General features: G+C 73.0%; 17 protein-coding genes and 1 riboswitch. Of the genes, 14 read left to right on the top strand and 3 right to left on the bottom strand.

Annotated features, from left to right (window positions below; all coding sequences use genetic code 11):
* Nucleotides 1-229: 229 nt before the first annotated feature.
* Nucleotides 230-1,888 carry an APC family permease gene (locus ACIGG8_RS34715; RefSeq protein ID WP_396552612.1) on the top strand — a complete coding sequence of 553 codons (1,659 nt, stop codon included), beginning with the start codon at nucleotides 230-232 and terminating at the stop codon, nucleotides 1,886-1,888.
* A gap of 190 nt (nucleotides 1,889-2,078) precedes the next feature.
* Here ACIGG8_RS34715 and ACIGG8_RS34710 read toward each other — a convergent pair whose 3' ends face one another.
* Nucleotides 2,079-3,080 carry a class I SAM-dependent methyltransferase gene (locus tag ACIGG8_RS34710; protein WP_396552611.1) on the bottom strand — a complete coding sequence of 334 codons (1,002 nt, stop codon included), beginning with the start codon at nucleotides 3,078-3,080 and terminating at the stop codon, nucleotides 2,079-2,081.
* A gap of 391 nt (nucleotides 3,081-3,471) precedes the next feature.
* On the opposite strand from ACIGG8_RS34710, the gene ACIGG8_RS34705 reads away from it, so the two are divergent.
* Together ACIGG8_RS34705 and ACIGG8_RS34700 are read left to right on the top strand one after the other, a co-directional pair.
* The gene (locus ACIGG8_RS34705; protein ID WP_396552610.1) at nucleotides 3,472-3,993 is read left to right on the top strand and encodes a DUF6624 domain-containing protein; all 522 of its coding nucleotides are present in this window, start codon (nucleotides 3,472-3,474) and stop codon (nucleotides 3,991-3,993) included.
* A 112-nt stretch (nucleotides 3,994-4,105) separates the two neighbouring features.
* On the top strand, nucleotides 4,106-5,533 hold the full coding sequence (locus ACIGG8_RS34700) for an aldehyde dehydrogenase family protein (RefSeq protein ID WP_396552609.1): 1,428 nt from the start codon (nucleotides 4,106-4,108) through the stop codon (nucleotides 5,531-5,533).
* 240 nt (nucleotides 5,534-5,773) lie between these two features.
* On the opposite strand, the gene ACIGG8_RS34695 is transcribed toward ACIGG8_RS34700, so the two are convergent.
* Nucleotides 5,774-7,231 (bottom strand): glycine hydroxymethyltransferase, encoded by a 1,458-nt coding sequence (locus ACIGG8_RS34695; RefSeq protein WP_396552608.1) that lies wholly within the window; start codon nucleotides 7,229-7,231, stop codon nucleotides 5,774-5,776.
* A 21-nt stretch (nucleotides 7,232-7,252) separates the two neighbouring features.
* Nucleotides 7,253-7,349, bottom strand: a riboswitch (ZMP/ZTP riboswitch).
* Between the two features lie 303 nt (nucleotides 7,350-7,652).
* On the opposite strand from ACIGG8_RS34695, the gene ACIGG8_RS34690 reads away from it, so the two are divergent.
* The 6 genes from ACIGG8_RS34690 (at nucleotide 7,653) to ACIGG8_RS34665 (ending at nucleotide 14,679) form a co-directional block, all read left to right on the top strand.
* A complete protein-coding gene (locus tag ACIGG8_RS34690; protein ID WP_396552607.1) occupies nucleotides 7,653-8,630 on the top strand; it encodes an ABC transporter permease in 978 nt (325 codons plus the stop codon).
* Between the two features lie 132 nt (nucleotides 8,631-8,762).
* Nucleotides 8,763-10,517, top strand: a complete 1,755-nt coding sequence (locus ACIGG8_RS34685; protein WP_396552606.1) for an ABC transporter substrate-binding protein — start codon at nucleotides 8,763-8,765, stop codon at nucleotides 10,515-10,517.
* Between the two features lie 118 nt (nucleotides 10,518-10,635).
* Entirely contained in the window at nucleotides 10,636-11,628 is a 993-nt protein-coding gene (locus ACIGG8_RS34680; RefSeq protein WP_396552605.1) for an ABC transporter permease, read from the top strand.
* A 13-nt stretch (nucleotides 11,629-11,641) separates the two neighbouring features.
* A complete protein-coding gene (locus tag ACIGG8_RS34675) occupies nucleotides 11,642-13,423 on the top strand; it encodes a dipeptide ABC transporter ATP-binding protein (RefSeq protein ID WP_396552604.1) in 1,782 nt (593 codons plus the stop codon).
* Nucleotides 13,424-13,548: 125 nt separating this feature from the next.
* Nucleotides 13,549-13,986 (top strand): cytidine deaminase, encoded by a 438-nt coding sequence (locus tag ACIGG8_RS34670; RefSeq protein WP_350524209.1) that lies wholly within the window; start codon nucleotides 13,549-13,551, stop codon nucleotides 13,984-13,986.
* A 129-nt stretch (nucleotides 13,987-14,115) separates the two neighbouring features.
* Nucleotides 14,116-14,679: an EF-hand domain-containing protein gene (locus tag ACIGG8_RS34665; protein WP_396552603.1), complete on the top strand. Its 564-nt coding sequence runs from the start codon at nucleotides 14,116-14,118 to the stop codon at nucleotides 14,677-14,679.
* A 108-nt stretch (nucleotides 14,680-14,787) separates the two neighbouring features.
* Here the strand turns inward: ACIGG8_RS34665 and ACIGG8_RS34660 are convergent, their stop codons facing one another.
* Nucleotides 14,788-15,912, bottom strand: a complete 1,125-nt coding sequence (locus ACIGG8_RS34660; RefSeq protein ID WP_396552602.1) for an EamA family transporter — start codon at nucleotides 15,910-15,912, stop codon at nucleotides 14,788-14,790.
* Between the two features lie 132 nt (nucleotides 15,913-16,044).
* Between ACIGG8_RS34660 and ACIGG8_RS34655 the strand changes: the two genes are divergently transcribed.
* The 5 genes from ACIGG8_RS34655 (at nucleotide 16,045) to ACIGG8_RS34635 (ending at nucleotide 19,963) form a co-directional block, all read left to right on the top strand.
* On the top strand, nucleotides 16,045-16,470 hold the full coding sequence (locus ACIGG8_RS34655; protein ID WP_396552601.1) for a gamma-glutamylcyclotransferase family protein: 426 nt from the start codon (nucleotides 16,045-16,047) through the stop codon (nucleotides 16,468-16,470).
* A 182-nt stretch (nucleotides 16,471-16,652) separates the two neighbouring features.
* Nucleotides 16,653-17,906 carry a precorrin-6y C5,15-methyltransferase (decarboxylating) subunit CbiE gene (gene cbiE / locus ACIGG8_RS34650; protein WP_396552600.1) on the top strand — a complete coding sequence of 418 codons (1,254 nt, stop codon included), beginning with the start codon at nucleotides 16,653-16,655 and terminating at the stop codon, nucleotides 17,904-17,906.
* Nucleotides 17,903-18,664 carry a precorrin-4 C(11)-methyltransferase gene (gene cobM / locus ACIGG8_RS34645; RefSeq protein WP_396552599.1) on the top strand — a complete coding sequence of 254 codons (762 nt, stop codon included), beginning with the start codon at nucleotides 17,903-17,905 and terminating at the stop codon, nucleotides 18,662-18,664. Before cbiE ends, cobM begins: the two co-directional genes overlap by 4 nt.
* Complete coding sequence (locus ACIGG8_RS34640) at nucleotides 18,664-19,404, top strand: cobalt-precorrin-6A reductase (protein WP_396552613.1); 741 nt, start codon at nucleotides 18,664-18,666, stop codon at nucleotides 19,402-19,404. The genes cobM and ACIGG8_RS34640 overlap by 1 nt, the downstream gene beginning before the upstream one ends.
* A gap of 55 nt (nucleotides 19,405-19,459) precedes the next feature.
* A complete protein-coding gene (locus ACIGG8_RS34635) occupies nucleotides 19,460-19,963 on the top strand; it encodes a DinB family protein (protein WP_396552598.1) in 504 nt (167 codons plus the stop codon).
* Nucleotides 19,964-19,968: the final 5 nt, after the last annotated feature.

Below are 19,968 nucleotides of genomic sequence, written 5' to 3'. Positions count from 1 at the left end.
CGGCCGGCCCTGACCGCCACCCCAGTGGCGGTGTGGCGCCGGCCTCTTCGCGGGGCCCGCCGGTCCGGAAACCGGACACGAGATGGCAACGATCGAACGGTTTGAGCTTCCTCTGAGGTATTCGCCCGTTTTTGGACCATAAGCTGCTGTGCGTTTGTCCGGAATACCGACTCAAAACAGCAAAAACACCGACACCACCCGATGAACCCCGAGCGAAAGGACCGATACGTTGAGTGAGCCCGAATCCTCGACGGCGTCTCACCAGAACTACCGCCGATCGCTCGGCACCATCAGCCTGACCGCGGTCGGGCTGGGGTCGATCATCGGATCCGGGTGGTTGTTCGGTGCCGAGCGGGCCGCCAAGCTCGCCGGGCCGGCCTCGATCCTCGCCTGGGTGATCGGTGCCGCGGTGGCGCTGACCATCGCCCTCACGTACAGCGAGCTGGGCTCGATGTTCCCCAAGGCCGGCGGCATGGTCCGGTACGGCCAGTACTCGCACGGCTCGCTGGCCGGCTACCTGGCGGCCTGGGCCAACTGGATCGCCATCGTCTCGGTCATCCCCGGTGAGGCCACCGCCTCCGTGCAGTACATGAGCTCCTGGCACTTCGGCTGGGCCAAGGGGCTCTTCAACGGTCAGGAGCTCACCCTCAGCGGTGTGGCGCTCGCCAGCGTGCTGCTGCTCGTCTACTTCGCCCTCAACTGGTTCGCGATCACGCTGTTCGCCAAGACCAACACGGCGATCACCGTCTTCAAGGTCGTCGTGCCGACGCTCACCGCCGGTGCGCTGCTGCTCGCGCACTTCGACACCGCGCACTTCACCGACCACGGCGGCTTCGCGCCGAACGGCTGGAGCGCGGTCTTCACCGCCGTCGCGGTCTCCGGCATCGTCTGGGCCTTCAACGGCTTCCAGTCGCCGCTGAACCTGGCCGGCGAGGCCAAGAACCCCGGCAAGTCGCTGCCCAAGGCCGTCATCGGCTCGATCCTGATCGCCCTGGTGATCTACGTCGCGCTGCAGATCGCCTTCCTCGGCGCCATCCCGGCCGCCGACCTCTCGGGCGGCTGGAGCAGCCTCTCCTACACCTCGCCGCTGGCCGACCTGGCCATCGCCTGGGGCATCAACTGGCTGGCGATCCTGCTCTACGCGGACGCCTTCGTCTCGCCCTCCGGCACCGGCATGATCTACGCCGCCACCACCTCGCGCATGATCCACGGCGTGCAGGAGAACGGCCACCTGCCGAAGCTCTTCGGCAAGGTCGACGCCAAGACCGGCATCCCGCGCCCGGCGCTGGTGCTCAACCTGGTCGTCGCCTTCCTGTTCCTCGCGGTCTTCCGCGGCTGGGGCTCGCTGGCCGAGATCGTCTCGGTGGCCACCGTGATCTCGTACATCACCGGCCCGGTCGCCGTGATGGCCCTGCGCCGCCTCGCCCCGGACCTGCCGCGCCCGGTGCGGCTGCGCGCCATGCCGGTCATCGCCCCGGTCGCGATGGTCTTCGGCTCGCTGGTGCTGTACTGGGCCCGCTGGCCGCTCACCGGCAAGGTCATCCTGCTGATGGCCGCCGGCCTGCCGATCTGGGCCTGGTACGAGCTGCGCAAGCCGTTCGCCGAGCTGAAGCCGCACCTCCTGGCCGGCGCCTGGATGGTCGCCTACCTGTTCGTGATGGCCGGTGTCTCCTGGGCCGGCAGCACCGACTTCGGCGGGCAGGGCTACCTGCCCGAGGGCTGGGACCTGCTGATCGTGGCCGGGATCGGGCTGGCGTTCTACTACTGGGGCGTCGCCAGCGCCTGGGCCAACCCGTCGCTGGCCGCCGTCCGCCAGGAGATGGCGGACGACCAGGCCGCCCAGGACGCCCAGGCTCCCGTCGAGGCGGGCGAGCCCTCGCGGGTCTGAGCCACCGCAGCGCGTGACGTGCCGAAGGGCCGGTCGGATGTTCCGACCGGCCCTTCGGCGTCTTCGGAGCCGTACGACGGGGAGCTGTGCGCCTTCCGGGACCGCACGGCTGCCGGCGTCGTCCCCGGCATCGTTCTCGGTGTCGACCTCGTGTCGACCTCGGTGTCGTCCGAGGGGGCCCGCGCCCCGGTCAGCCGCGGCGGGCGCGGCGGATCGCGGAGGTGACGACCGGCGGCAGGAGGTCCCGGGCGGCGCGCTTGGCGACGTTGACGGGGCGGCGTGCCTCGGCGGCCCGGGCTCGTCTGGCGGCCAGGTCGACGGCGGCCTCGTCGTGGGCCGACCGGAGCGCCCGGCGGGCCTCGACCGCGGACTGCTCGGCCTCGCGCCGGGCGGCCTCGGCGGCCAGTCGCTCCCGGTGGCGGGAGCCGCGGAAACGGTCGATGCCCTCCGAGTCACCGGTCATGCGCAGCACCTGGCGGCCGTTGACGGTCTCGGCGCTCAGCTGACAGCCGACCGCGAGGTCGACCCGGTCCAGCAGCTCGCGCTGGAACGGCTCCACGTCCCCCCAGGTGCCGTAGAACTTGCACTCGGTGAGCAGGATCGGCTTCAGCCCGTGGTTGAACACGGCCTCCCAGGTCGCGGCCGCCACGCCCGGGGTGTGCTGGGAACGGTAGTCGTCCAGCACGACGACGCCCTGCTCCTGCAGCGCGACCCGGGCGACCTGGAGGTCCCCCACGACGTGCTCGTACAGGTGGGAGGCGTCGATGTGGATGAAGCGGAACGCGCCGGCGGGAATGTGGCCGCGGGACAGGACGGAGGTCGGCGCCTGGATGATCTCCGGCAGCTCATCGTGGAAGGCGAGGTAGTTGCGCTCGAAGGCCTCGCGGGTCAGCGTCTTCCGGTAGGACAGGTCCATCTCGGCCGCGTTCTCCTCGTCGGGCGCGTCCGAGTCGAAGAGGTCGCAGACGGTGAACGTCTCGCCGGGCTGGAGGTGCTCGCCGATCACGATCGCGCTGCGGCCGAGGTAGGCCCCCATCTCCAGCAGGTCGCCGGTGACACCGGCCTTCTCCTGACGCCCCAGGAACCAGTCGAAGGAGTGCCGGTCGTGGTCCCAGAACCACCCCGGGACGTCATCCAGGCTCGCCGGCTCGGCGGCCTGCTGCGACTCGCCCGGGAACGCGGCGTCGGTCATGGAAGCTCCTTCGGGGCACGGGTGGACCTGTGGATCTCTAACCGGACCTCAACGGAAGCAGGAGTTCCGGGCCGGTCGCAGAATGCGCCGACCCGACCGTACGCGCGCGCACGTCGAAGCGTCGTCAGCTTTAAACCTCCGCCGCTGAGTTCACTGCAATGTACCTGCGTGCCGACCACTGTGTGGAGGTCTTGGCCGGGGGAGTTTCCGGAACCGTCACGGAACCGCCGGAGGGTGAACACGGCGCATCCCGAGCGTGGATCCATTATGTCCCGATCGGGGTCCGCGGGGCACCGTCCCAGCGGATGATCTTCGTTCCGACTTCAGCGCCTAGCGTTGGGGCCCGGCGGCCCTCACCAGGAGGGCCCGTACGGTGAGGAGCGTCGACGGCATGACGGAAGCACGACGGAGCGAGCAGGACGGGGCGCTCGCCCGGGAGCTGGTCGCGATGATGGCGGAGGACGGGGCGAACGCCCGGTCGGCGAACAGTGCGGACCTGGCCGAGCAGGCGGCCTGGCGGCGGCTCACCGCCCGGCACGGCGACCGGCTCGCGGAGCTCATGGCGGAGCACGGCTGGCCGACCGAGCGGACCGTCGGTCCCGAGGCGGCCCGGGCGGCCTGGCTCGTCGCCCAGCACGCGGACCGGCAACTCGACGTCCAGCGGCGGGCGGTGGCACTGATGGGCGAGGCCGTCGCGCGCGGCGAGGCGAGCCCGCGCGACCTCGCCTTCCTCCAGGACCGACTGGCCGTCAACGAGGGCCGTGAGCAGCGTTACGGCACCCAGATCGGTGCGGTGACGGACGGTCGGCCGGTGCCGTGGCCGTGCGAGGAACCGGAGCGGCTGGACGAGCGGCGCGCCGAGGTGGGCATCGAGCCGTTCGACGAGTACACCGCACGGTTCGCCCCGCGCTGACCGGCAAGTCTGCCGGTCCGGATTGGCTCTTGCGCGCTGCCGCCCGGCCGTTTTGACTGGCCTCCGACGAGCACTGTCGGTCGATCGGCTGATCCCATGAGAGGACAACTCGGTGCAGGAGTACGCGGAGTACGGCGACCAGTACATCGACGGCTCTTGGCGGCCCTCCGGGGACCCCGGTTCGATCGCCGTGCTGAACCCCGCGACCGAGCAGGTGCTCGCCACCGTGCCGGCCGGTGGGACGGCCGACGTCGACGCGGCGGTGGCAGCGGCCCGCCGGGCCGCCCGGAGCTGGGCCGCGACCACCCGCGAGGAGCGGCTGGACCTGCTGACTCGGCTGCGGGACGGGCTCGCCGCCGCACAGAACGAGATCACCGGGACGGTGGTCGCCGAGCTGGGCGCCCCGGTCGGCTTCACCGCCGCCGTGCACGCCGGGCTGCCGCTGACCGTGGCGACCTCCTACCTGACCCTGCTCGCCGAACACCCCTTCGAGGAGCGGATCGGCAACTCGGTGGTGCACGCCGAGCCGGCCGGAGTGGTCGCGGCGATCACGCCGTGGAACTACCCGCTGCACCAGATCGTCGCCAAGGTCGTCCCCGCGCTGGCGGCCGGCTGCCCGGTGGTCCTCAAGCCCGCCGAGCAAACCCCGCTGGTGGCCCGGCTGTTCGCCCGGCTGGTGCACGAGGCGGGCTTCCCGGCCGGCGTGTTCAACCTGGTCACCGGCACCGGCGAGGCGGCGGGCGCGGCGCTCGTCGCCCACCCGGGGGTGGACGTGGTCTCCTTCACCGGCTCCACCCCCGTCGGCCGGCAGGTCGCCGCGACGGCCGGCCGGGACCTCAAGCGGGTCGCCCTGGAGCTGGGGGGCAAGTCGGCCAACGTGGTGCTGCCGGGCTCCAACATCACCCGCGCGGTCAAGGCCAACGTCGCCGGGGTCTTCGCCAACTCGGGCCAGACCTGCAGCGCCTGGACCCGCCTGCTGGTCCACGAGGACCAGTACGAGGAGGCCGTCGCCCGGGCCGCCAAGGCCGCCGCCCAGTACGTGCCAGGCGACCCGACCGACCCGCAGACCCGGATCGGTCCGGTGGTCAGCGCCGAGCAGCTGGCCCGGGTGCGCGGCTACATCGACGGCGCGCTGGCCGAGGGCGCCCGGCTGGTCGTCGGCGGCTCGGAACCGGTCGCCGAACTGCCCACCGGCTTCTACGTCCGCCCGACCGTGCTCGCCGACGTCAAGCCGGACATGGCGGTCGCCCAGGAGGAGGTCTTCGGCCCGGTCCTGGTGATCCTCGCCTACCGCGACGAGGACCACGCCGTCGAGCTCGCCAACGGCACCCCGTACGGCCTGGCCGGCGGCGTCTGGGCCCGCGACACCGACACCGCCGCCGCCTTCGCCCGCCGCCTCGACACCGGCCAGGTCGACCTCAACGGCGGGCGCTTCAACCCCCTCGCCCCCTTCGGCGGCTACAAGAACTCCGGCCTCGGGCGCGAACTGGGGCGCCACGGGCTGGAGGAGTTCCTGCAGTACAAGTCGCTGCAGTACTAGCCACTACACCGGGGCCGGACGTGGCCCGGGGCCGTCGGCGGAGGTGCCGGCGGCCCCGGGCGTCCGGGTGCTCGGGGTGTTCCGGGGGGCTGGGGGTGTTCCGGGTGCTGGGGGTGTTCCGGGTGCTCGGAGCTTTTCTGGCGTTGCCGGTGGTCCCGTTGGTTCAGGTGTCCCCGGCGTTCCCTGGCGTTCCCGGGCGTTTCAGGCGTTCCCGGCGGGTGCGGCAGCCCGGGGTGCAGGTCAGACCAGGTCGACGCCCGGGTAGAGCGGGTACGGGGCGAGGAGGTCGGCGGCGCGCTTGGCGGTGGCGTCGCGCAGGGCCGGGTCGAGGCTGTAGCCGGCCTTGGACGGGGTTCCGCTGGCGGCGGTGGTGGGGGTGGTGGCGCGCAGGACGGTGTCGATCAGCTCGGCGATCTCGTCCATCTCGGTGACGCCGAGGCCGCGGGTGGTGAGGGCCGGGGTGCCGATCCGGATGCCGGAGGTGTACCAGGCGCCGTTCGGGTCCTGCGGGACGGAGTTGCGGTTGGTGACGATGCCCGAGTCGAGCAGCGCCGCCTCGGCCTGGCGGCCGGTCAGGCCGTAGCCGGAGACGTCGGCGAGCACGAGGTGGTTGTCGGTGCCGCCGGTGACCAGTGTGCCGCCGCGGCGCAGCAGGCCCTCGGCGAGCGCCCGGGCGTTGTCGACGACGGCGTGGGCGTAGGCCTGGAACTCGGGGCGGCGGGCCTCGGCGAAGGCGACGGCCTTGGCGGCCATGACGTGCGAGAGCGGGCCGCCGAGCACCAGCGGGCAGCCGCGGTCGACGTGTTCGGCCAGTTCGGCGGTGCAGAGCACCATGCCGCCGCGCGGGCCGCGCAGGGACTTGTGGGTGGTCGTGGTGACGATGTGGGCGTGCCGGACGGGGTCGTGGTCGCCGGTCAGCACCTTGCCCGCGACCAGGCCGGCGAAGTGCGCCATGTCGACCATCAGGGTGGCACCGACCTCGTCCGCGATCTCGCGCATGGTGCGGAAGTCCACCAGCCGCGGGTACGCGGAGTAGCCCGCCACGATGATCAGCGGGCGGAACTCGCGGGCGGTCTCGCGCAGCGCGTCGTAGTCGATCAGGCCGGTGACCGGGTCGGTGCCGTAGCTGCGCTGCTCGAACATCTTGCCCGAGATGTTGGGGCGGAAGCCGTGGGTGAGGTGGCCGCCGGTGTCCAGGGACATGCCGAGCATGCGCTGGTTGCCGAGCTCGTGGCGCAGCTTCGCCCAGTCCTCCTCGGTGAGGTCGTTGACGTTGCGGACCTCGGCCCGCTCCAGGGCCGGGCTCTCGACCCGCTGGGAGAGGACGGCCCAGAAGGCGGTGAGGTTGGCGTCGATGCCGGAGTGCGGCTGGACGTAGGCGTGGTCGGCGCCGAACAGCTCGCGGGCGTGCTCGGCGGCGATGGCCTCGACGGTGTCGACGTTGCGGCAACCCGCGTAGAAGCGGCGGCCGACGGTGCCCTCGGCGTACTTGTCGCTGAGCCAGTTGCCCATGGCGAGGAGGACGGCCGGCGAGGCGTAGTTCTCGCTGGCGATCAGCTTGAGCGAGGCGCGCTGGTCGGCGAGTTCCCGGCCGATGGCGGCGGCGATCCGCGGTTCGACGCCGGCGACCACGTCGAGGGCGCTGCGGAACGCGGTGTCGGCGGCGGGGGTCGCGGCGGTGTGGGGCTGCTGGGCCAAGGCGGTCTCCTGGTGGGGATTGCGGATGGCCCAGGCGCTCGGCAACTTCACGTGAGGTTTCACGAGGCCGCTTCCCGATGGTTGATTCCATCCCTACGCGCCAGTCGCAGCCCACCGGGATCGTACCAACATCGGAGGGACTGTGGCGGAGGTCTCAGAATGCGGAACGGCCGGTCCGGTTTCATGGGATATGTCCGTTCCCCTGCAACGCCGTTGTTTCGGCGAAATGAAGCCGCCACAATTCCCGAAACAATCCCGCAGGAATTCCCCGGAGAGCCTCCGGAAGCGATTTGCGGAACGTCGGACGCATCCGATCGAATGGCGCTCGAACGGCCCCGGGAAACCCCCGGATGCCGTACCGGAAATGCACACCAGCGCACCCCCACCCACGGGGCGGCGGAGAATTCGGGGGTCATGCCTCATGGCAGCGGTCGACACAGTCCCAGTCCGCGCGGCCGGGCCCGCGACCCCCGCGGCCCCGGGCCTGCTCCGCCGGCTCCTGCGGGACCGGGTCGGTGCCGCCGCGCTGGCCGTCGTACTGCTGTTCCTGCTGCTCGCCGCGGCGGGCCCGCTGATCGCCGCGCTGTACGGGCGGAATCCGGTCGAGCACTACGGCCAGGACACTCCGGGCCTGCTCAGTGACGGCGGCCTGCCGATGCTGCCGAACGGCGGGATCTCCGGCGACTTCTGGTTCGGCCTGGAGCCCGGGCTCGGCCGGGACGTCCTCACCCAGCTGCTCTACGGCATCCGCACCTCGCTGCTGATCGCTCTCGCCGCCGCCACCGTGACCACCGCCCTGGGCGTCCTGGCCGGTGTCGCGGTCGGCTATCTCGGCGGAATCGCGGACCGGCTGTTCGGATTCCTCGCCAATGTGCTGCTGGCCTTTCCGACACTGCTCCTGCTGCTCGCGCTCAGCCCGGTCGTCGAGTCCCGACTGGTCGATCCGGGCACCGCGGAACCGGAGTGGATGCAGTTCCTGGTGCTGGTCCTGGTTTTCTCCGCGTTCGGCTGGATTCCGCTCGCGCTTTCCCTGCGAGCCGCCGTGCGCTCGCTCCGGGAAAGGGATTTCGTGCAGTCCGCCCGAGCCCAGGGCGCGAGCCGCTTCCACGTCGTCGTCCGCGAACTGCTGCCGAACGTCCGGTCACAGCTCCTGGTGCACGCCACCATGGCGGTGCCGACGTACGTCGCCTCCGAGGCCGCGCTGTCCTTCCTCGGCGTCGGCATCACCGAGCCCGTCCCGGACTGGGGGCGGATGATCTCGCGCGGCTCCGAGGTCTTCCGGGCCGACCCGACGTACCTGGCCTTCCCCGGGGTGGCACTGCTGCTGTTCGTGATCGCCTTCAACCTGCTCGGCGACGCCGTCCGGGACGCGCTGGACCCGCGCTCCGGCACCCGTTGAGCGATCCGCGCACCCTGCTCCGCCTTTCCTTTTCCTTCTGTTCTGTTCTGTCCCGTTCGCCCCCTTCCGTTCGTTTCCGTTCGTCACCCGAACCCTCCCGGCGCGATCCGCCGGGGCGAGGAGAGATTCGCCATGCGCTGGACCCGACCGTCCCTCGCCGTCATCGCCACCGCCCTGCTGGCGACCTCCTGCTCGGCCGGCGCGGGCAGCACCGGCTCCGCCGGCACCGGGGCCTCCGCCAAGGAGACCTCCCCGCTGACCGCCACGCTCGGCACCGAACAGGAGAGCGCCGGCCCCGCCCCCGCCGTCCCGGGCGCCCGTGCGGGCGGCACGGTCAACGTGTACAACAGCGTCGAGTTCCGCCACCTCGACCCGCAGAAGGTCTACGCCGGGGCCACCTACAACGCCTCGCTGCTCTGGGGGCGTCAACTGACGCAGTATCAGGTCATTGACGGCAAGGCCAAGTTGGTCGGCGACCTGGCCACCGACACCGGCACCCCGACCGACGGCGGGCGCACCTGGACGTACCGGCTCAAGCAGGGCGTGGCCTGGGAGGACGGCAAGCCGATCACCGCCCAGGACGTCAAGTACGGCATCGAGCGCACCTTCGGCAAGGGCTACGAGGTCGGCCCGCCCTACTGGCCGCAGTGGCTCACCGGCGCGGCCGACTACGAGGCGGCGCGGGCCGCGTACAAGGGCCCGCAGGACGGCGACCTGGCCGCGATCGAGACGCCGGACGAGCGCACCGTCGTCTTCCACTTCCCGCAGCCGCAGGCCGACGTGCCGTACATGGCCGCCCAGTCCTCCTCCTCACCGGTGCGCCGGGACAAGGACACCGGGACGGACTACGACCGGCAGCCGTTCGCCACCGGCCCGTACCGGATCGTCGAGCACGTCCAGAACACCCGCATGGTGCTGGAGCGGAATCCGGCCTGGAAGCCCGAGACCGACCCGATCCGCAACCAGTACCCGGAGCGGTTCGTCTTCACGTACGGCAAGGAGGCGCTCAACCTCAACCAGGAGATCCTCTCCGGACGGGACGGCGGCGCCGACGCCACCACGGCCGCCGACACCCTCTCCCCCGAGCTGTACCAGACGACCGACACCGACCCGAAGGCCCGCGAGCTGGTCGTCTCCGGCCGGCAGGGCGCCTTCGTCACCCAGCTGGTGATCAACAACGAGCGGGTGCCGGACGTCGAGGTCCGCAAGGCGCTGCACCTGGCCTACCCGCGCCAGCAGGCCCGCCAGGTCCAGGGCGGCGCCCGCACCGGCGAACTCGCCACCACGCTCAGCTCGCCCGCGCTGATCGACTGGCAGAAGTACGACCTGTACCCGGCCAAGCCCGAGGGCGACCCGGAGGCGGCCGGGGCCGAGCTCGCCAAGGCCGAGCAGGCCCCGGGCAGCCTGACCTACGCGTACAGGAACACGCCGAACGGGCAGCGCGTCGCGCAGGTGCTGGTCGACGGCTTCGCCAAGGCGGGAATCGCCGTCGTGCCCAAGCCGATCGATCCCAAGGCCTTCCTGGACGAGGTGCACCGCGCCGACTCCCCGTACGACCTGTTCGAGGAGACCTCGTCGGTCGACTGGCCCACGCCGTCCACGCTGGTCCCGTTCTCCTTCGACGGGCGTGCCGGCGGAGACATCAACTCCGCGCGCTACCGCAATCCGGCGGTGGACGCGGAGATCGACCGGATCAACCGGATCGGCGAGCCGCGCGCCAAGGCCAAGGAGCTGTACGCGCTGGAGCAGACGGTGATGAAGGACGTGCCGGTGCTGCCGTTCGCCTACCCGACCGTCAGCCAGCTGCACGGCAGCAACGTCGGCGGGGCGTTCATCCACCCGATCTACGGGACGGTGTCGCTGGCCTGGCTGTACCTGAAGTCCTGAAGCTCTGAAGTCTGAAGGCCTCAAGTCCTGAGGTCTTGAGGCCCCTTGAGGTCTTGAGGTCTTGAGGCCTTGAGGTCCCGCCGTCTCCCTCCCCTGCCACCCCTCCCCCGGATCGGCCATGCTCTCCTTCGTCCTGCGGCGGACCGCCCAGGCCCTCGCCGTCCTGGTCGCGGTCTCCGCCGCCGCCTTCGCCCTCTTCTACGCCGCGCCCGCCGACCCGGCCCGCGCCGCCTGCGGTCCGCGCTGCGACAGCGGGCAGGTCGCAGCGGTGCGCCGGAGCATGGGCCTGGACCAGCCGCTCGTCGCCCAGTACACCGACTACCTGGCCGGGATCGTCGCCGGCCGGGACATCGACGACGTGGACGGCTCGACCGTCCACTGCGCCGCACCCTGCCTCGGCTACTCCTACCGGCTGCACCAGCCGGTCAGCGAGGCCCTGGCCGACCACCTGCCGGTCACCTTCTCGCTGACCGCCGGGGCCCTGGCCGTCCTGCTGGTGCTCGGCCTCGGCACCGGATTCGTCTCCGCGCTGCGGCACGGACGGCGGACCGACCGGCTGCTCTCCGGCTTCACCCTGGTCGGCGCCAGCGTGCAGATCTACTTCCTCGGGTACATCGCCCAGTGGCTCCTGGTCTACTCCACCGGCCTGCTGCCGCTGCCCTCCTACACCCCGCCGGGCGAGGACCCGGCGGCCTGGGCGGGCGGGATGCTGCTCCCCTGGGTCGTCCTCGGCTTCGTCAACTCGGCCGTGTTCGCGCGGCTTTCGCGCTCGCAGCTGCTGGAGACGATGAACGAGGAGTACGTCCGCACGGCCCGCGGCAAGGGGCTCGGGCGGCTGCGCGCCCACCTCAAGTACACCTCGCGCGGCGCCGCCGGGCCGCTCGTGCAGCTGCTCGGGCTGGAGGCCGGGGCGCTGCTCGGCGGGGCGGTGATCACCGAGACGGTGTTCGGGCTGAACGGGGTCGGGCGGTTCGCCGCGCAGGCCGTCGCCGGGCAGGACCTGCCCGCCGTCGTCGGCGCGGTGCTGCTGGCCGCCTGCTTCGTGGTGCTGTTCGTCGCGCTGGCCGACCTCGCGGTGGCCTGGCTCGACCCGCGTGTCCGGCTGAGCTGAGGGGAACGGTTCGATGAAGTCCACTGCCACGAGGGCCGCCGGCACGAGGTCCGCCGGCACGAGGTCCGCCGGCACGGCCACTGCCACCGCCGCCGCCACGGGTGTCGGCGCCGACGGTGCCGTGCCGGGTCTCGACCGGGGCACGGCCGAGCCGGTGCTGAGCGTCCGCGACCTGACCGTCAGCTTCGCCGGCCCGCGCGGCGGCCCGCCGGTGACCGCCGTCCAAGGGCTGTCCTTCGACCTCGCCCCGGGTGAAGTCCTGGGCCTGGTCGGCGAATCGGGCTCGGGCAAGTCGACGGTCGGCCTCGCCGTCCTCGGCCTGCACGACCCGCGCACCACCACCGTCTCCGGTTCGATCCGGCTGGGCGGACAGGAGTTGGTCGGCGCCGGGGAGGCGACGCTGCGCGCGGTGCGGGGCGGCCGGGCCGCCCTGGTCTTCCAGGACGCGCTCACCTCGCTCAGCCCCTTCCACGGTGTCGGCGCCCAACTCGCCGAGGCGTACCGCCTGCACCACCCCGGGGCGGGCCGCGCCGAAGCCCGTCGGCGGGCGGTCGAGATGCTCGACCGGGTCGGCATCCCGGCGGCCCGGGTGCGCGACCACCCGCACCGGTTCTCGGGCGGGATGCGGCAACGCGTGATGATCGCGATGGCGCTGATGAACGACCCACAGCTGCTGATCGCCGACGAGCCGACCACCGCCCTGGACGCCCGCGTCCAGCGGCAGGTCCTCGACCTGCTGGGCGAGTTGCAGCGCGAGCACGGCACCGCGGTGCTGCTGGTCAGCCACGACCTGGGCGTGGTGGCCGGGACGACGGACCGCACGCTGGTGCTGCGCGGCGGCGTCCGGGTCGAGTCCGCGCCGACCGCCGACCTGCTGGCCGCACCGCGCGAGCCGTACACCCGGGCGCTGGTGGGAGCGGCGCTCCGCCTCGACTCCGTACCCGGCACGGCTCTGCCGACAGTCGACGACCCGTCACCTCGGCGGTCGTTCCGGCCGAGGGTCGTCGAGCGGCCCGCGCGGTGGCTGGTCGAGGTGGACGACCTCACCGTGCACTTCCCCGGGCGGCGGCGTCTCCCCGGCCTGCGGGCCGAGCCGGTCCGGGCGGTCGAGGGCGTGGGCCTGCGGATCGCGCCCGGCGAGACGGTCGGCCTGGTCGGCGAGTCGGGCTCCGGCAAGTCCACCACCTCGCGGGTCCTGGCCGGCCTGCAACGACCCACCGGCGGACGGGTCTCGTACGACGGCCGGGACGTCACCCGCCCGGACCGGGAGCTGCGACGCCGCCTCGGCCGCGAGATCCAGCTGGTCTTCCAGGACCCGTACGCCTCGCTCAATCCGCGCCGCACCGTCGCCCAGACCCTCGACACCCCGCTGCGCCTGCACACCCCGCTGACCGCGCCCGAACGGCGGGAGCGCTCCGCCGAACTGCTGGAGCAGGTCGGGCTGGAGGCCGCGCACCTGGACCGCTACCCGCACGAGTTCTCCGGCGGGCAGCGCCAGCGGATCGGCATCGCCCGGGCCCTGGCGCCCCGGCCGCGGCTGATCATCGCGGACGAGCCGGTCTCGGCGCTCGACGTGTCGGTGCAGGCGCAGGTGCTCAACCTGTTGATGGAGCTGCGTGAACGCCTCGGCGTGGCCTTCCTGTTCGTCTCCCACGACCTGGCCGTGGTCCGGCACTTCTGCGACCGGGTGGCGGTGATGCACGGGGGCCGGCTGGTGGAGTCCACCGACCGGGACCGGCTGTTCGCCGCGCCGCACACCGACTACACCCGGGAGCTGCTGGCGTCGGCGCACTGAGGGCGCGGGGGTGGAGGCGGCGGGGACACGGGGGGAGGCGGCGGCAAAAGGGGTGGCACGATCGACGGCGGGTGGATCATGATCCGGCCCTGTCAGGTCCGACCGGAGAGCAAGGTGCGACGAACATGGTGAACACGACGAATGCGGCGGACACGGCGAGCGGCAACGGGGCGCCCGTGGACGAGGAGCTCGTCGCGGCGGCGCTGGAGGTGGCGCGGCGGTACGCGCGCGGTGACAACCACACCGTGGCGGCGGCCGGGCGCAATGCCGACGGGCGGATCGTCACCGCCCTGAACGCCTACCACTTCACCGGCGGGCCGTGCGCAGAGCTGGTGCTCATCGGCGCGGCGGCCGGGCAGGGGGCGTACGAGCTCACCACCGTCGTGGCGGTCGGCGACCGGGAGCGCGGGGTGATCCCGCCGTGCGGGCGCTGCCGCCAGGTACTGCTGGACTACTTCCCGGAGGTGCGGATCGTCGTCGGGCAGGGGGCCGACCTGCGTACCGTTCCGGTGGCGGACCTGCTGCCGGAGACGTACGTCTGGGCCGACCACCAGGTCGACTGAGGGCTGCGGGGCGCGGGGCGGCACGGCCCTGCGTTCGCCCTTCGTTCGGCTGCGCGAGCGCAACCCGAGGCGTTAGCGTGCAGGCGATGTGACGTAGGAGACCCAGGAACCGCCAGCCGAGGGGACACATTGTCGGACGACCTTCTCATCGCAAAGATCAACCACGGCTTCGACCACCTCGACGCCGACGGCGACGGCCTCATCACCGAACGGGACCACGTCCTGATGGGCCACTCGGTGGCCCGCTCGCTCGGGCACCAGGAGGGCTCGGAGGCGGAAGCCGTCATCGTCCGCGCCTACCTGACGATCTGGCACGACCTGCACCTCGCGCGGCTGCCCGCCGGCACCGAGGCGATCACCCGGCAGCAGTTCGTCGCCTCGACCGGCTCGCTCGTCGACGACCCCGAGGCCGCCCGGGACATCCTCGGGGCACTCGCCGAGGCCTTCCTCGCCGTCGCCGACGCCGACCGCAGCGGAACGGTGGACGCCGGCGAGTTCTTCGTCTTCCAGCGCGGCCACTTCGCCGGCCTGTGCCGCGACGACGCCGACGAGGCCTTCCGCCACCTCGACACCGACGGCGACGGCGTGCTGTCCGCGACCGAGTTCACCAACGCGATCATCGAGTACTGGACCAGCCGCGACCCCGACGCACCCGGCAACTGGTGGACGGGGAAGCCCCCGCACGCCTTCTGATCCGGGCCTCGGCCCCGCGCCTCCGACCTGCACGAACCGGGGCCGCCCCCGCGAGCCGGAAGCTCGGGGGCGGCCCCGCACCCGTCACCCCGACGGCGGCTCGTCACCTCACCGGCGCGCGGACACGCCCTTCGCCGGAGGCGTCGACGACGGACCGCGCCGCGGCCGCCGGCTGACGCTCACCACCAGGCAGACGCCCGCGACCACGATCGCCCCGCCCGCCAGGGTGGGGCCGGTCAGCGGCTCGGCCAGGATCAGCCAGCCCAGCAGCACGGCGACCACCGGGTTCACGTACGCGTAGGTGGCGACCAGTGTCAGTGGCGCCGAGCGCAGCAGCCAGGCGTACGCGGTGAAGGCGAGCAGCGAGCCGAACAGCACCAGGTAGGCGAGGGCCAGCCAGGAGCGGCCGGAGACGGCTGCCGGGTCCAGCCCGTGCTGCTCGCCGCGGACCAGGCCGATCACCAGATCGCAGAGGCCGCCGGCCAGCATCTGGTAGGCGCTCGCGGCCAGCACGTTGCCCGGCATCGGGACCTTCTTGCTCGCGAACGAGCCGGACGCCCAGAGCAGCGTGGCGCAGATGATCAGGATCACGCCGAGCGGCTCGACGGACCCGCCGATCGCCGGGGCCGAGAGCACCCCGAGGCCGACCAGCCCGAGCAGCACACCGACGAGTTCGGCCGGCTTCGGACGCTCGCCGCCGAAGGACGTCAGCACCACCATCCACAGCGGGACGGCGGCCACCAGCAGGGCCGCCAGGCCGGACGGGACCGAGGTCTCGCCCAGGACCACCAGTCCGTTCCCGCCGGTCAGCAGCAGCACGCCGACCAGGGCGGAGGAGGCCAGCTGGCGCCCGCTCACCTTCAGCCCGGCCGGGCCCTGACGCACCAGCAGGTAGCCGGTCAGCAGAAGCCCTGCCACGAGGAAGCGGGCGGCGGCGGAGAGGAAGGAGGGCATCGTCTCCACCGCGATCCGGATCGCCAGGTAGGTCGAGCCCCAGACGACGTAGACCACGGCGAGGGCGAGCCAGACCGCGCCGCCCAGGCGGGCGGCCGGGCGGGTGTCCTTGCGCAGGGAGGGGACGGCGTCGCCCAGCGGGCTGGGGACGGCGTCGTCGACCGGGGTGGCGGCGGCGTCGCCGAGCGGGGAGGGGACGGCGACGTCGACCGGGGTGGGGATGGCGTCGGACGGCGGGTCGGGGGTGGTGGCCGGTTGTGAGGAAGCGGGCGGTGTCATGTGTGTCCCCCTTGAATGGTGCTGGCCGAACATCCGATATGACAGCGCATCGACGGCCCGGTGCGCCAGTCGGTATCACGAATCGGACCGGAGCACGTACCGTGGGCGCTCCCCAGCCAGGAGGTCGAACCCGTGTCCGCATCCGACGAGGACCTGCCCTTCTTCGTCTACGGAACCCTGCGCAGCGGCGGCCGGAACCACGCGGTGCACCTGGCCGGACGCTGTGCGGACATCCGCCCGGCGGTGCTGGAGGGCGCCGCGCTGCACGCGGGCCCCGGCTTCCCGTACGCGCTGCCCGATGCGACGCCCGGGCGCCGGATCCTGGGCGAGCTGATCACCGTACGCCCGGGCGCGTACGCCGGAGCACTGGCGGACCTGGACCTGCTGGAGGAGTGCCGGGCGGACGGAACCGGGCTGTACGTGCGGCGGCGGCTGGCGGTGCGGACGGCGGCGGGCGGGTCGCGGGACGCGTGGGTCTACCTCGCCGGGCCGGCCGTGGCGGCGCGGCTCCGGGAGCGGCCGGCGCTGATCGCGTCGGGGGACTGGGCGGACAGGTGACAGGTGACAGGTGACAGCTTTCAGGTTTCAGATTTCAGCGAACAGAGTTTGAAATCTGTCAGCTGTTCTCCGTTGCCCGCCGGCAGTCGGCTGACCCCCCGGACCCACCCGGATATCGCCAGGTAGGCTGCCCCGACCAGCAGGATCGCTGGACCCAGGACCGAACGACGAGGAGCCACCCGGTGCCCGAGCTGCCACCCCCGATCACCGTCGTCGGGATCGGGGCCGACGGCTGGCCCGGCCTCGCCGCCACCTCCCGGGCCGCGCTGCAAAACGCCGAGGTGGTCGTCGGCGGCCCCCGCCAGCTGGACCTGCTCCCCGCGGAGGAGGTCACCGCCGAGCGCGTCCCCTGGCCGTCCCCGCTGCGCCCCGCCGTCCCCGCCCTGTTCGCCGCCCACGCCGACCGCCGCGTCGCCGTCCTGGCCAGCGGCGACCCGATGTTCTACGGCATCGGCCGCACCCTCGCCGAGACCCTCGGCGCCGAGCGGCTGCGCGTCCTGCCGCACCCCTCCTCCGTCTCCCACGCCTGCGCCCGGCTCGGCTGGCCGCTGGAGGCGACCGAGGTGGTCAGCCTGGTCGGCCGCCCGCTGGACACCCTCGCGCTCACCCTCCACCCCGGCCGCCGCCTGCTGGTGCTCAGCGCCGACGCCGCCACCCCGGCCGCCGTCGCCGCGCTGCTCACCGCGCGCGGCTACGGAACCGCCCGACTGCGGGTCCTCGAACAGCTCGGCTCCCCCGCCGAACGGCACCTGGACGGCCCGGCCGACGGCTGGCCGCACCCGCCCGGCGACGCACTGAACCTCATCGCCGTCGACCTCGGCGACGGCCCCCGCAGCTCCCTCGTCCCCGGCCTGCCCGACGCCGCGTACGAGAGCGACGGACAGCTCACCAAGCGCCACGTCCGAGCCGCCACCCTCGCCACGCTCGCCCCCTCCCCCGGCGAGCTGCTCTGGGACGTCGGCGGCGGCTCGGGCTCGATCGCCATCGAGTGGCTGCGCGCCCACCGCGACTGCCAGGCCGTCAGCGTCGAGCGCGACCCGGTGCGCGCCGAGCGGATCACCCGCAACGCCGCCGCGCTCGGCGTGCCCCGACTGCGCGTAGTGACCGGCCGCGCCCCCGCCGCGCTCGCCGAACTCCCCACCCCCGACGCCGTGTTCATCGGCGGCGGCCTCACCGCGCCCGGCCTGCTGGACGGTTGCTGGGCCGCTCTGCGCCCGGGCGGCCGACTGGTCGCCAACACCGTGACCCTGGAGTCCGAGGCGCTGCTCACCGAGTGGTACCGGCGGCACGGCGGCGAGCTCGTCAAGCTGGCCGTCGCCCACGCCGTCCCGGTGGGCGGCTTCACCGGCTGGCGCCAGGCCATGCCGGTCACCCAGTGGTCCGCCGTCAAACCCGAAACCGGCACGCCCAACACCCGCCAGGAGGACGCCTCGTGACCGTCTACTTCATCGGAGCCGGCCCGGGTGCCGCCGACCTGATCACCTTGCGCGCCCAGCGGCTCCTGGCCCGCGCCGAGGTCTGCCTGTACGCCGGCAGCCTCGTCCCGGAGGAGCTCCTGGCCGAGTGCCCGCCCGGCGCCCGCCTGGTCGACACCGCCAACCTGACCCTGGCCATGATCATCGACGAGATGACCGGCGCGTCCGACCAGGGCAAGGACGTGGCCCGGCTGCACTCCGGCGACCCGTCCGTCTTCTCCGCGGTCGCCGAGCAGATGCGCCGCCTGGACGCGGTGGGCATCCCGTACGAGGTCGTCCCCGGCGTGCCCGCCTTCGCCGCCGCCGCAGCCGCGCTGAAGCGGGAGTTGACCGTGCCGACCGTCGGCCAGACCGTCATCCTCACCCGGATCGCCAAGCGCGCCACGCCCATGCCCGAGGGCGAGGACCTCGCCACCCTCGGCCGCAGCGGCGCCCTGCTGGTGCTGCACCTGGCCGCCGGGTACGTGGACGACGTGGTCGAGCAGCTGCTCCCGCACTACGGCGCCGACTGCCCGGCCGCCGTCGTCGCGATGGCCAGCCGCCCGGACGAGCTGGTGCTGCGCGGCACCGTCGGCGACATCGCCGGGCAGGTCAAGGCGGCGGGCGTGGTCCGCACCGCCGTCATCCTCGTCGGCCGGACGCTGGCCGCCGAGCAGTTCCGCGACAGCCACCTCTACTCGGCGGACCGCGAGCGGCCGCACGAGCCCTGCGGGTCGTGATGCGCCACCTGCTCGTCCTCGGCGGGACGACGGAGGGCCGGGAGCTGGCCGCCGCCCTCGACGGCCGGCCGGCCCTGCGGGTCACCAGCTCGCTGGCCGGCCGGGTCGCCAACCCCCGACTGCCCGCCGGGGAGGTGCGGATCGGCGGGTTCGGCGGCCCGGAGGGTCTGGCCGACTGGCTGCGCGCCGAGCGGGTGGACGCCGTCGTCGACGCCACCCACCCGTTCGCGTCCGGCATGTCGCAGAACGCGGCCCTCGCGGCGGCCGCCACCGGCGTACCGCTGCTGGTGCTCCGGCGCCCCGGCTTCACCCCCGTGGAGGGGGACCGCTGGCTCCCCGTCCCCTCGCTCGCCGCGGCGGCCGACCTGCTGCCGCGGCGCGGTGAGCGGGTCCTGCTCACCACCGGACGGCAGGGCATCGCCGCCTTCGCCCACGTCGACGGGGTCCACTTCATCGCCCGCTCGGTCGACCCGCCCGAGCCGCCGCTGCCGCCCTCCTTCGAAGTCCTGCTGGACCGCGGCCCGTTCACGGTCCAGGGCGAGGAGGCGCTGTTGCGCGCGCACCGCATCGACGTCCTGGTCACCAAGGACAGCGGCGGCGCCGCGACCGCGCCCAAGCTGACCGCCGCCCGCGGGCTCCGGCTGCCCGTCGTCATCGTGGAGCGCCCCCCGGTGCCGGACGGCGTGCCGGTCGTTCCGGACGTGGCGGGCGCGGTGCACTGGCTGGAGCGGCTCGGCTGAGTCCGGTCCGTGGAAAAGCCGGGCGGCGGTGCCGTCCGCCCGGCAGGATGGCCCGATGAGCGACGATCAGCGCACCCGGACCCCGCAGACCGCCGACGAACGCGCCACCCTGGCAGGCTTCCTGGACTACCAGCGGGACACCCTCGCGATGAAGTGCGCCGGTCTGACGACCGAGCAGCTCCGCGCCCGGGTGCTGGAACCCTCCGGACTCTCCCTGCTCGGCCTGGTCCGGCACCTCGCCGAGATGGAGCGCGGCTGGTTCCGCAACGTCCTCGCCGGCGAGGAGGCGCCCGGATTCTGGAAGCACCCCGACGGCTCCTTCGCCGAGTTCGACGTCGACACCGCAGACCCGGACGAGGCCTTCGCGACCTGGCGCGGCGAATGCGACCACGCCCGGGAACTCGTCGCCGCCGCCGAGTCGTTGGACGTCCTGGGCCACCACGGCGAGGAGGTCTTCTCGCTGCGCTGGATCGTCACCCACATGATCGAGGAGTACGCCCGCCACAACGGCCACGCCGACCTCCTGCGCGAACACCTCGACGGCACCACCGGCGAGTAGCGCCG

Origin of the sequence: Kitasatospora sp. NPDC085464 (assembly GCF_044541955.1) — a bacterium.
Classification (GTDB): Bacteria; Actinomycetota; Actinomycetes; order Streptomycetales; family Streptomycetaceae; genus Kitasatospora.
The sequence above is the reverse complement of the archived record's forward strand: the minus strand, read 5'-3'. Positions and strand labels throughout refer to the sequence as shown.